The organism is Pseudoalteromonas sp. ESRF-bin5 (assembly GCF_002632075.1).
GTDB lineage: Bacteria > Pseudomonadota > Gammaproteobacteria > Enterobacterales > Alteromonadaceae > Pseudoalteromonas > Pseudoalteromonas marina.
This window is the reverse complement of sequence record NZ_NTLW01000186.1, coordinates 17,944-29,871: the sequence shown is the minus strand read 5'-3', so window position 1 is coordinate 29,871 and position 11,928 is coordinate 17,944. Positions and strand designations below refer to the sequence as shown.

Genomic DNA, 11,928 nt, shown 5'->3' with positions numbered 1-11,928 from the left:
CTTTCGCCCGGTGCAAATTCTAAATATACCCCAGAGAGTAAAGTACTCATTCCACTTATGCCGGTTTCATCTATACGTGGTTTTACCACCCATATTTTTGCGTCGTCGGTAAGTAAGTCTTCATAGCTTTTATCTATTTGAGCCCGTGCAATCACACTGTCTTGGGAGTCGGATAAACGAACGCTGTCTATTTGCCCTATTTTTACACTGCGCACTTTTATTTCTGTTTTACCCGCAATAATGCCCTCGGCTTGCGGCATCTCAATATATATAGTTGGGCCTTTATTTGCTTGATATTGATAAAGCATCCACACGCCGACAAAAAGCGCTATGGCTGGAATAATCCAGATAGCAGAGATTCTTGGTTCATCTGTTACTTGGGCAGTTTCGGTCATGTTTTAGTCTCTGATGATTTATTTTTAGGTGAATCCCATAAAAGGCGTGGATCAAATGAATGAGCAGCCATCATTTGGCATATTACCATAACGGTAAAAAATGCAATGCCTAAGCCTGGTGTAACTGACATTAAATTACCTAGCTGTACTAAAGCCACTAAAATGGCGACAACAAAAACGTCAATCATTGACCATTTACCAATAAACTCAGTGAGTTGGTAAATTCTAGTGTAACTTTTTGTATGCCTGTTTGCAGGTTTTGTTACCATAATACACAAAAAGCTTAGTACAAATGCTTTAGCTAAAGGAACAACAACACTCGCAAAAAAAATGATACCTGCAATGGGGTAAGAACCACTTTTCCAAAGTAAAATAACCCCACCAATAAGTGTGGACGGGGTTTCATCACCCAAGCTTGTTGTATTCATGATAGGCAATACGTTGGCTGGTATATAGCAAACAATAGATGTGATGAGCCAAGCAGTTGCTTTTTGAACGCTATGAGGATTACGTACATGTGTTTTGGTGTGGCATCGCTGGCAGACCTTACCTGTACAAAGCTGATGACACACATGACAGGCTTTAATATTTTCATCAATAGCACGTTTAGCGTGCTCGGCACCTTCTAACACTTTTATTGGTTTTATTTGAGCCCATAACCTTGGACGATTTAAGTGTACTAAAGCGGCAATGTATAAAATAACAAAGCCAGCATAAGCCCAAAAACTTGCCCCAAAGCTTATATCAGCCAAAGACATAATTTTAACCATGCTGACTAAAACACCAATTAAAAATATCTCAGACATAATCCATGGCTCAAGTGCCAAAGTAAACTTAAGCAACCTACGCGCAATGCCTTGTGGCAATGTTTTTAAAACACCTAAATGAAGGGGTATTAAAATAATTAATAAACTCATTGGTAAGGCAATAATGCTTAAATCAATAAAAAGGCCTAACAATTCACTATCGTAATTGAATAATATTCGGGCTGCGTCGGGGAGGGTGATAGTTTGGGTTATACCATTACTACTAAAGGATAAAAAAGGATAAAACATACTACTTAATAGCATTAGCAAAGCACTAAAGCTTAACGCCACTATGCGATTATCGTGGTTTACGTTGGCTTCGCATAATTTATGATGGCAATGCGGGCAAATCGCCATTTGCTTAGCGATAATTCTTGGTATATCTATGATCAGGTCACAGCAGGGGCAAACAGTTTGCAATTTAGTACCAAACAATAATGCATTTATTTGATTTTGCAATATTTGAAGCTGTAATACAACGCGAACTGTTAATTTTGAATACAGGCCAAGCCAGAAACTATCTGATTGGCCAGCATTTTATATATTAAGGTCTGTTGACCTTTCAAGGTTAAATTTGCAGGAGTCTGTATTAGTATTAAGGAAGAGCCTATTTAGTATGGTTATTCCCATAAATTGTCGAGAACGTAGCATTAATGCCAAACAGGCGCTTCCCAAGGGGGGGCTTCCTAGGGGCTATTTACTCTTTGTTACTCAGTTTTTACTTATTCTTACATGGATGTAAGCCAGTAGAGTAATGCAGGAGCAGTTATCGAGCCCACTAGGTTAAAAATCTCGCGCCGCTATTATATAGCCCCTAGTTTGAACAAATTTTAATCCGCAAAGTTCAACCGACCCTAATCAAACACAGCAACAGTTTGGCGGGTAAGAGCAATAAGCTCACCTGACTGTGACCAAATACACCCGTCCTCTAAACCATATCCATCTTTAGAGTGATGCGTAATTGCTTCAAAGCCAAGCCACTCGCCAGGCGTTAAATTGGGAGACTGAACAAACTCTAAATACCACGACATACTACTTGCTGGTCCGGGTTGTTTAAACATTTGTAATAATGTTGGCGGCCATGCATCGGTTAGTGCAATTACATGCGCTTCTGTAATGGTTTCAGGTGTATGTTTAAGTCGCATCCACCCACCTAAATGAGATGTGTCTGCCCCTGTAAAAGGCATTGCGCCTTGCTGTGGGCACAAATCCACATGCTGAAAAAATTCAGGCATTTGGCCCTTTATAAAGGGTAACGTATAACGCTCGTTAACAGGGCTTAAACCTAACGACTTTGAAACAGGAACATTAATAGCTGACTCTCTATTTTTAGCAAAACAAGCCTGTACGATTACGGCTACTTGCTCATTTTGAATTGCTTTAGCGAGTACTTGTGTACTGTTTTTACCCTCACGTAATACTTCAACATAAAGTGAAAAAGGGGTGTCGGCGAGTAAAGGCCCAACAAAATTAGTACTTAATGAAAGAAGTCGGCGGTCATTATTCACTTTGCCTCTAATAGCCTGATATAACAATGCAGCTGATAAACCACCAAAAGCGGTTCTTCCTTGGCACCAATTTTCAGGAAACTGCATGGTAAGTGTGGATTGTTCGATTTTATCTGATTGACCTATTTTAGCGGCTTGCTCAAGTAGTTGGTCAAAATGCATGGGAAATATCCTTTAAAAGTGCAATTTAATAAATTTATAACACAACCAAACTGGTCAGGCCAGTATTTAAAGGTGTGTCAAACGCTCTAAAAATCATCATTCCTTACAATTATTGGGGTTATTTTGTAAATAAATCATAAAAAATGAATTTTTTTTCATTTTTACAGTTGAATTAGTTTTAGGGCATCCCTATTTACTAGTCATCGAACGAATTAACGTATAACGAATTTTGAAGTTGGAGAAGTTTCATGGGTAAAATTATCGGAATCGATTTAGGTACTACAAACTCTTGTGTTGCAGTACTTGATGGTGACAAAGCACGTGTTATAGAAAACGCGGAAGGCGATCGCACAACCCCGTCTATCATTGCTTACACGCAAGACGGTGAAACATTAGTAGGTCAATCTGCTAAGCGTCAAGCGGTTACTAACCCTACTAACACATTATTTGCAATTAAGCGTTTAATTGGTCGTCGTTTTGAAGACGAAGAAGTACAACGCGATATCGGCATTATGCCATTTAAAATCATCAAAGCTGATAACGGCGATGCATGGGTAGAAGCGGGCGGCGAAAAACGCGCTGCACCACAAATTTCTGCTGAAGTACTGAAAAAAATGAAAAAAACTGCAGAAGACTTCTTAGGAGAAGAAGTAACTGAAGCGGTAATTACAGTACCTGCATACTTTAACGATTCACAACGTCAAGCAACTAAAGATGCTGGTCGCATTGCTGGTCTTGAAGTTAAGCGTATCATCAATGAGCCAACTGCTGCTGCCCTTGCTTACGGCATGGACAAAAACAAAGGCGAAAACATTGTTGCTGTATACGATTTAGGTGGTGGTACGTTCGATTTATCAATCATTGAAATTGATGAAGTTGAAGGCGAGCACACATTTGAAGTACTAGCTACCAATGGTGATACTCACTTAGGTGGTGAAGATTTCGATAACCGTGTTATCAACTACTTAGTAGCAGAGTTTAAGAAAGACCAAGGCTTAGATCTAAAAACAGATCCACTTGCAATGCAACGTGTTAAAGAAGCAGCAGAAAAAGCAAAAATTGAACTTTCTTCAGCACAATCTACAGAAGTTAACCTTCCGTACGTAACTGCTGATGCAACAGGTCCTAAGCACATGAACGTGAAACTAACACGCGCTAAGCTTGAGTCACTTGTTGAAGATTTAGTAACTAAATCTCTAGAGCCGCTTAAACGTGCACTTGCTGATTCTGATTTATCAGTAGGCGACATCAACGACATTATTCTTGTTGGTGGTCAAACACGTATGCCTTTAGTACAAAAAACAGTTGCTGATTTCTTCGGTAAAGAGCCACGTAAAGACGTTAACCCTGATGAAGCTGTAGCTGTAGGCGCGGCAATCCAAGGTGGCGTACTAGCAGGTGATGTTAAAGACGTACTATTACTAGACGTTTCTCCGTTGTCTCTAGGTATTGAAACAATGGGTTCTGTAATGACAGCGCTTATTGAGAAGAACACGACGATTCCTACTAAGAAATCACAAACGTTCTCAACAGCAGAAGATAACCAGTCTGCGGTAACAATTCATGTGTTACAAGGTGAGCGTAAACGTTCAAGCGACAACAAATCTTTAGGTCAATTTAACCTTGAAGGTATTCGTCCTGCTCAACGTGGCACACCACAAATCGAAGTAACATTCGATGTTGATGCCGACGGTATCTTACATGTATCTGCTAAAGATAAAGACACAGGTAAAGAGCAAAAAATTACTATTCAAGCGTCTTCAGGTTTAAGCGATGAAGAAGTTGAAAAAATGGTACGTGATGCAGAAGCGCACGCTGAAGAAGACAAAAAGTTTGAAGAGCTTGTAGCTGTTCGTAACCAAGCAGATGCAATGGTTCACGGTACACGTAAGCAAGTTGAAGAAGCGGGCGATGCTTTACCAAGTGAAGATAAAGAAGCGATTGAAGCGGCAGTTGTAGACTTAGAAGCTGCAATTAAGAGCGACAACAAAGACGAAATTGAAGCTAAAACGCAAGCACTTGCTGAAAAGTCTCAAAAGTTAATGGAAATTGCTCAAGCTAAAGCACAGCAAGGTCAAGCAGACGCAGGTGAGCAACAACAATCAGCCAAGCAAGATGATGACGTTGTTGATGCAGAGTTTGAAGAAGTAAAAGACGACAAGTAATTGTTGCCGACGCTTCTAACTGACCAAAAACACTTAACTCGGTTAGGTGTTTAGGTTAGGATGAACAAAGGAGGCGCGCGAGCAATAGCTTGTCGCGCCTTTTGCATGTATTTAAGGTTCATAATTCAATGATAAATCGATTAGATTTATCGGTTTATCCCGCAGCTTACGCTGCAAAATAGAAAGAGTAGTGTGATAGATATGTCAAAACGCGATTATTACGAAGTCCTCGGCGTAAGCAAAGATGCGAGTGAGCGAGACATAAAAAAAGCGTATAAACGCTTAGCGATGAAATATCATCCAGATCGTACCGCAGGCGATAAAGAGCTTGAGACCAAGTTCAAAGAAGTAAAAGAAGCATACGAAATTCTAACTGACGATCAAAAACGCCAGATGTACGACCAATACGGTCATGCGGCCTTTGAACAAGGCGGTGGCGGTGGTCATGGCGGCTTTGGTGGCGGACATGGCGATTTTGGTGACGTATTTGGCGATGTGTTTGGAGACATTTTTGGTGGCGGCGGTGGCCGACGTCAATCTCGCCAGCAACGCGGTTCTGATTTACGTTACAACATGGATTTAACGCTTGAAGAAGCGGTTCGTGGTAAAGAAGTAGAAATTAAAGTACCAACATGGGTAAGTTGTGACCCTTGTGATGGAAGCGGTGCAAAAGCGGGTTCTAAACCTAAAACATGTACTACCTGTCATGGTGCAGGCCAGGTGCAAATGCGCCAAGGTTTCTTTGCTGTTCAGCAAACATGTCCTACGTGTCAGGGGCAAGGTCAAATTATTTCAGACCCTTGTAAAAGCTGTCATGGTCAAGGCCGTGTAGAAAAAACTAAAACGTTGTCGGTGAAAATACCAGCGGGTGTTGATACAGGCGATCGTATTCGTTTATCGGGTGAGGGTGAAGCCGGAGTACATGGCGCACCAGCGGGTGACTTATACGTACAAGTGTCTGTAAGAGAACACGATATATTTGTGCGTGAAGGTAACAATTTATACTGTGAAGTACCTATTAGCTTTACTACATCTGGTTTAGGCGGTGAAATTCAAGTACCTACACTTGATGGTCGTGCAAAACTTAAAATACCGTCAGAAACGCAAACCGGCAAAATGTTCCGTATGCGTGGCAAAGGTGTTAAGTCTGTACGAAGTGGCGCACAAGGTGATTTAATTTGTAAGGTAGTTATTGAAACACCTGTCAATCTTAACGAGCGCCAACGTGAACTACTTAAAGAGTTAGAAGAAAGCATGGGCACAGATAGCTCAAAAAACCGTCCTAAAGAGCAAGGCTTTTTTGATGGTGTTAAAAAGTTTTTTGATGACTTAACAAAGTAAAAATTATGTTGTTTAAAAAAACGGTGCTTTACAGCGCCGTTTTTTTTGCTTTAAATTTGCTAACACCTCTAAAAAAGTGAGAACCCAATGACACCCGCTATCGCACTGCTCGAAAAACAAAAAATAAAGTTCGAAATACTAAGCTATGAGCACGATGCAAACTATGGTCACTATGGCTTAGAGGCAGTTGAAAAACTCAATTTAAATAGTGATCAAGTATTTAAAACACTTGTACTAGAAACGCATGAAGGTGAATTAATCGTTGCCATCACCCCCGTATCTCAACAAGTTAATCTTAAACAGCTTGCTAAAGTGGCAAAAACAAAAAAAATGGCCTTGGCCGCGCCTCAAAAAGTAAATGCAAGCACCGGTTATATACTTGGAGGAGTGAGCCCAATAGGACAAAAAAAACGTCTTAAAACATATATTCACAGTAGTGCTAGTGAGTTTGAAATTATATATGTCAGTGCCGGTAAGCGTGGGTTGGAGTTAAAGTTAGCCATAGACGATGTAGCTGAGTTAACAAAAGCAACGTTTGCTGTGTTCTAATAGTTTGTTGGTATTTAAGTATCGATTACACTTTAGTATTTGCTGCATTAGTTAATATTAACTACATTAAAAAGACGTTACGATTCAGGAAATTTCAGTGTTGTATGAATTTTTCGGATATTAATTTTATTTCGGTACTGGTTGCTGCGCTTTCGTCTTTTACGTTAAGTAGTGTTTGGTATTCAAACTTATTATTTAGACAAGCTTGGCTTGAAAGTTGCGGCTTGACCGAGCTTGACCTGCAAAGTGCCAATAAAAAACGTGTATGTATTGGCACATTTTTATTTTCATTTTTGGCTGCATTTGTACTGTCGGTATTTTTAGGTAACGAGTCGAGCTTGGGTTTGAGTGTAGGGACTGGTTTTGCTATTGGTTTATTTTGGGTGAGTAGCTCTTTGGGTTTAAGTTATCTTTATGAGCAGCGTCCAGTAAAACTTTTTTTGATAAACAGTGGTTACTATGTAAGCCAATTTTCGTTGATGGGATTAATTTTAGGCGGGTGGCCATAATTGATTTATAAACACAAAATTGTCTATCTTTTTATTTATTCAGGTAACTAAATAATATGAAAATACTTGTTGTTGATGACATACCACTGATGCGACATGTATTAATTAACATGCTTAGAAATCTAAACTATCTTGATATTGTTGAAGCGACCGATGGTATTCAGGCGTTCACACTGTTAAAAAAGCAGTCTTTTGATTTGGTCATCACTGATTTATATATGCCCAAAATGGACGGTAAAGATTTACTAAATAGAATAAGAAATGACGAACAGCTTACCTCAACCCCTGTCTTGATGGTGACATGCGAAGATAATTCTAAAGCTATAAAAAATGTAATCGCAGCTAAAGTTTCAGGCATTATTGTTAAGCCCTTTAGCCTTAAATGCCTCGCTGATCACTTAAATCATGTTTTAGCTACTGCCAATAAGTCATGAACTGGGCGGTTAAAATACTTTCTAGTCACTACGGCTGTTTTAATTTACGGGCTACCTCATTAAACTTATCTTATTTAACCTTAAATATAATTATTAATTACGGAGGTGTTTTGGCACAACCAAACAAAAAAGGCCCTATAAAAACCGTTGATATTTTTTGCTCGTCATGCAAAACGCAACTTTTTAAATATCGCAAAGGGGGGAAGGGGGCGCTTGTTAAGTGTTTTAAAGAGCGTATATCTCAAGACTTCACAAAAATTCCGTGTATTTGCCCAAGTTGTGAGCGGGCTTTTGCAAGACCTGCTTTAATCCGCGGCGCGCCTGCCTACAAAATGATAGGTGGAAAAGTTACATTTAAATAAACTAAAAACATATGCGGACATATGGCCTTGTTTGAAACTGCTTTGTTGCTATGATCGCCCGGTTTTGCTGTTTCAATGAATGAAAAATACCCTCCCCATGGAATGGGCCAGTTTTTTGGGTTATTTGAAAATGGATAAAGGATAGTTTCGTGATAGCACTCTTATTTGACATCATCGGTATGACAGGCACATTTTTAGTTGTTGGCTCGTTTTTTCTACTTCAATTAGGTAAAACAACACCAACCAGCTTGACGTACAACATGATGAACCTAACAGGGGCGATTTTATTATTAATAAGCCTTTGTTATAACTTTAATTTAGCAAGCTTTGTGATAGAAATATTTTGGATAGCTGCTTCATTAATTGGTTTATATAAGTACATAAAAAATAGATCAGCATTAGCGACTAGTTAATTTTGATATGTTCGCCGTAGACCTCTTGTTTACGGCGTTTCTATAAATTGCCCTTCTAAATTTTTTGATGCCTTACACTTATCACTCTTACTAAAGCTCTAAGCCTTTAACTCTATGCAAATTTAGTTATGGCTGATATCCATTTGACAAGTCCTTACTATCTTCTTTACTGTGTCGACTGTTAAATAGCTTTTGGCGCGGTGATGGTAAGCAACCTAAATAATATTAATCAAACATATCCTATTATACGAAGCGTGTGGCTTTGGTTTGGGCCCATTGTAATGCTGTTAACCTGTTTATTAGATCCACCAAATGGCCTATCTGATACAGCCTTTAAAACCGCAGGTTTAACATTTTGGATGGCCTCTTGGTGGGTGACTGAGTTTGTTCCTATTCCTGCAACTTCACTGTTACCGCTCGTCATAACGCCACTTGTAAACATTGCGCCTATCAAAATTACGGCAGCGCCTTATGCACACCCACTTATATTTTTATTTTTGGGTGGTTTTTTAATATCAATAGCTATGGAACGTTGGGGGTTACATAAACGAATTGCGTTAACCACTATGTTATATGCGGGTAAAAAACCGAGCTTACAAATTTTAGCTATGATGTTAGTCACAGCATTTTTATCTATGTGGATGTCAAACACGGCTACAACGGTGATGATGTTACCTATCGCGTTATCAATTATTCATTTAGTGAGTCACTCTGATTCTGGTGAAGATGGATTTGCAAAAGCATTACTTCTATCAATTGCCTATGGTGCCAGCATTGGTGGTATTGCTACGTTAATAGGAACACCGCCTAACGCGCTTATGGCAGCATACTTATCTGAAAGTTACCAAATTGAAATAGGCTTTGGGCAATGGATGATGGTAGGTGTGCCTTTAGCAATTGTGATGTTACTGGTGTGTTGGATATGGCTTACTAAATTCAGCTATAAAGTTGATAAAAATGCAGAAAACATTAAAGACAGTAAAGCTATGTTTGGTAATGAACTTGTTTCACTCGGTGCGTTGCAACGGGCCGAAAAAGGTGTGTTTTCAGTATTTGTACTAGCCGCGTTATGTTGGGTTTTTAGACCGTTATTAGCTGATTTATCGGGTCTTAGCATTTCAGACACTGCTATTGCTATTACAGCAGCCTTGTTGTTATTTGTTTTGCCAGCTAAGAAGGGCAGTGATGAGCGAATTTTAGATTGGCAAAGTGCATCTAAAGTGCCATGGGGCGTATTGTTATTATTTGGCGGTGGTTTATCGTTAGCATCACAGATTAAATCTTCTGGTTTAGCGCAATACATTGCACAAATGATAGAAGGGGCGAGTGCTATTCCGTTAGTTATGGGCATAGTGGTTGTTGTAGCGCTTATCACCTTTTTAACCGAAATCACGAGTAATACAGCTACTGCGGCGGGCTTTTTGCCGTTATTAGGCCCAGTTGCTGAAAGTATTTTTGGCTCGCCTTTAGTGTGGGTTATTCCTGCTGCTATAGCATGCAGTTGTGCGTTTATGATGCCAGTTGCTACACCACCAAATGCCATTGTATTTGGCTCGGGAAAAATTAAAATTCGCGATATGATCAGAGCAGGTTTTGCACTTAACCTAGTCGCTATCTTATTAATTACACTTGTAACAATAACGCTCGCAAAAACAGTATTTAATTTTTAAAAATTGAGTTGGTTTGTATCTTAAACAAAGCGACTCTTAATAACTATGTATGTGGTTGTAATAGGTAAATTAGTGTTATTGCTCGAAAAACAGATCAGGGTTATAGTCGACAATAACTTTAAAAGTCGAGTAATCTATTTTGACAACAGATACAGCACAAATAGCCTCTTTATCAGCGCAGTTTACTAGTTTACAAAATGCGTTTTTAGATAATCCTTATCCTTCTATTCATTCTCGAATTGCCATTTTAAAAAAATTACGTTCGCGCATTGTAGAGCTAGAAGAAGAACTTATCAGTGCAGTATCTAAAGACTTTGGCTACCGGACTGCGTTTGATACCTTACTTGGTGATATTTTGCCTACCGTGCAAGGGCTTTCGCACATTATTAAAAAATTACCTAAATGGTCAAAGCCTAGTAAACGTTCTGTGGGGCTTAGCTTATGGCCGTCTAAAGTGAGTGTTACCTATCAGCCTAAAGGCGTGGTAGGTGTTATCGCACCGTGGAATTACCCAATACAGCTAGCGGTTGTGCCAGTGATCACCGCTATCGCAGCCGGTAATAAAGTAATGTTAAAACTCAGCGAATTTACACCACATACTAATGCCGTATTAGAAAAGCTTTTTGATGACAAAATGAGTCAGCATGTATGTGTGGTCCAAGGCGGCAGCGACGTTGCCAGCGAATTTTCGTCTCTTCCTTTTGCGCACTTATTATTTACCGGCTCTACTGGGGTTGGCAAATTAGTAATGAAAGCAGCCAGTAAAAACTTAACTCCCGTTACTTTAGAGCTTGGTGGCAAGTCACCAGTGATTATTACCGAGCAAGCTGATGTTACAAAAGCAGCACACGCACTGTTATTCGGGAAAATGGCAAATGCCGGGCAAATTTGTGTCGCGCCAGACTATGTATTTGTGCCTAAAACCCTAGAAAGCCAGCTTATTAAACAGTTATGTGAGCTTTATAAAAAGCATTTTAAGCAGGGTGTTGAAGGTAAAAACTTAACCTCTATTATTAGTGACTCACATTATGCGCGTCTAGCCGAATACTTAGTACAAGCACAAGAGCTTGGGGCAAATGTCATTAAGCCACTTGAACAAAATCAACAAGATGCAGATAAGCACCGTATGGGCCTGCATTTAGTAACGAACGTGACCGACGACATGCAACTTATGCAAGATGAACTATTTGGGCCTATATTGCCAATTAAGAGTTATGGGAAGTTAGATGACGTTCTCGATTATATTAAACAGCATCCAAATCCGCTTGCTTTATATATTTTAGGCCAAGATAAAGAGGCACAAGAGTACATTATTAAACAAACACTTAGTGGCACCGTTGCGGTTAACGACACTTTAGTACAAGTAACTGCTGACGACGCGCCATTTGGTGGGGTGGGTCATTCAGGTATGGGGCACTATCACGGTAAGGAAGGGTTTTTAACGTTTAGTCACGCTAAAAATACACTCGTTTCTGGTTCTTTTAACCCGCGTATAGGGTTGTTACTTAAGCAAAGTAAACTACTAACCAAGCTACTAAAGTGGTTATATATTAAGTAAAACAAACCAAAATAAAGCTGAACTAGCTATGCACAACGACACTAAGTTCAGCTTTA

At 39.5% G+C, this 11,928-nt stretch carries 12 protein-coding genes; 9 read left to right on the top strand and 3 right to left on the bottom strand.

Features of this window, described 5'->3' with window-relative positions; all coding sequences use genetic code 11:
• From BCG07_RS11375 to BCG07_RS11365, 3 genes are all read right to left on the bottom strand, one after another.
• Nucleotides 1–395 (bottom strand): MlaD family protein (locus BCG07_RS11375; RefSeq protein WP_286890217.1); only part of this gene is annotated, 395 nt, incomplete at its 3' end.
• The gene (locus BCG07_RS11370; RefSeq protein WP_286890219.1) at nt 392–1,558 is read right to left on the bottom strand and encodes a paraquat-inducible protein A; all 1,167 of its coding nucleotides are present in this window, start codon (nt 1,556–1,558) and stop codon (nt 392–394) included. The genes BCG07_RS11375 and BCG07_RS11370, both read right to left, overlap by 4 nt.
• 497 nt (nt 1,559–2,055) lie before the next feature.
• On the bottom strand, nt 2,056–2,871 hold the full coding sequence (locus BCG07_RS11365) for a thioesterase family protein (protein ID WP_008126290.1): 816 nt from the start codon (nt 2,869–2,871) through the stop codon (nt 2,056–2,058).
• Nucleotides 2,872–3,119: 248 nt separating this feature from the next.
• On the opposite strand from BCG07_RS11365, the gene dnaK reads away from it, so the two are divergent.
• The 9 genes from dnaK (at nt 3,120) to BCG07_RS11320 (ending at nt 11,872) form a co-directional block, all read left to right on the top strand.
• Nucleotides 3,120–5,036 (top strand): molecular chaperone DnaK, encoded by a 1,917-nt coding sequence (gene dnaK, locus BCG07_RS11360; RefSeq protein WP_008126292.1) that lies wholly within the window; start codon nt 3,120–3,122, stop codon nt 5,034–5,036.
• Nucleotides 5,037–5,237: 201 nt separating this feature from the next.
• Nucleotides 5,238–6,377, top strand: a complete 1,140-nt coding sequence (dnaJ, locus tag BCG07_RS11355; RefSeq protein ID WP_286890214.1) for a molecular chaperone DnaJ — start codon at nt 5,238–5,240, stop codon at nt 6,375–6,377.
• An 87-nt stretch (nt 6,378–6,464) separates the two neighbouring features.
• The gene (gene ybaK / locus BCG07_RS11350) at nt 6,465–6,926 is read left to right on the top strand and encodes a Cys-tRNA(Pro) deacylase (protein WP_286890212.1); all 462 of its coding nucleotides are present in this window, start codon (nt 6,465–6,467) and stop codon (nt 6,924–6,926) included.
• Between the two features lie 104 nt (nt 6,927–7,030).
• Nucleotides 7,031–7,435, top strand: coding sequence for a DUF1761 domain-containing protein (locus BCG07_RS11345; RefSeq protein ID WP_286890210.1), 405 nt, complete (start codon nt 7,031–7,033; stop codon nt 7,433–7,435).
• 56 nt (nt 7,436–7,491) lie between these two features.
• A complete protein-coding gene (locus tag BCG07_RS11340; protein ID WP_286890209.1) occupies nt 7,492–7,869 on the top strand; it encodes a response regulator in 378 nt (125 codons plus the stop codon).
• Nucleotides 7,870–7,979: 110 nt separating this feature from the next.
• On the top strand, nt 7,980–8,231 hold the full coding sequence (locus BCG07_RS11335; protein ID WP_008127468.1) for a hypothetical protein: 252 nt from the start codon (nt 7,980–7,982) through the stop codon (nt 8,229–8,231).
• A 149-nt stretch (nt 8,232–8,380) separates the two neighbouring features.
• Nucleotides 8,381–8,644 carry a CBU_0592 family membrane protein gene (locus BCG07_RS11330; RefSeq protein ID WP_008127470.1) on the top strand — a complete coding sequence of 88 codons (264 nt, stop codon included), beginning with the start codon at nt 8,381–8,383 and terminating at the stop codon, nt 8,642–8,644.
• Between the two features lie 203 nt (nt 8,645–8,847).
• Complete coding sequence (locus tag BCG07_RS11325) at nt 8,848–10,314, top strand: SLC13 family permease (protein ID WP_286890208.1); 1,467 nt, start codon at nt 8,848–8,850, stop codon at nt 10,312–10,314.
• A gap of 139 nt (nt 10,315–10,453) precedes the next feature.
• On the top strand, nt 10,454–11,872 hold the full coding sequence (locus BCG07_RS11320) for a coniferyl aldehyde dehydrogenase (RefSeq protein WP_286890207.1): 1,419 nt from the start codon (nt 10,454–10,456) through the stop codon (nt 11,870–11,872).
• Nucleotides 11,873–11,928 lie beyond the last annotated feature (56 nt).

Bases quoted from the DNA above. Each gene is read 5' to 3' on its own strand.
- BCG07_RS11370 (WP_286890219.1), bottom strand. From the start codon at position 1,558: ATGGCGATTTGCCCGCATTGCCATCATAAATTATGCGAAGCCAACGTA.
- BCG07_RS11365 (WP_008126290.1), bottom strand. From the start codon at position 2,871: ATGCATTTTGACCAACTACTTGAGCAAGCCGCTAAAATAGGTCAATCA.
- dnaK (WP_008126292.1), top strand. From the start codon at position 3,120: ATGGGTAAAATTATCGGAATCGATTTAGGTACTACAAACTCTTGTGTT.
- dnaJ (WP_286890214.1), top strand. From the start codon at position 5,238: ATGTCAAAACGCGATTATTACGAAGTCCTCGGCGTAAGCAAAGATGCG.
- ybaK (WP_286890212.1), top strand. From the start codon at position 6,465: ATGACACCCGCTATCGCACTGCTCGAAAAACAAAAAATAAAGTTCGAA.
- BCG07_RS11345 (WP_286890210.1), top strand. From the start codon at position 7,031: ATGAATTTTTCGGATATTAATTTTATTTCGGTACTGGTTGCTGCGCTT.
- BCG07_RS11340 (WP_286890209.1), top strand. From the start codon at position 7,492: ATGAAAATACTTGTTGTTGATGACATACCACTGATGCGACATGTATTA.
- BCG07_RS11325 (WP_286890208.1), top strand. From the start codon at position 8,848: ATGGTAAGCAACCTAAATAATATTAATCAAACATATCCTATTATACGA.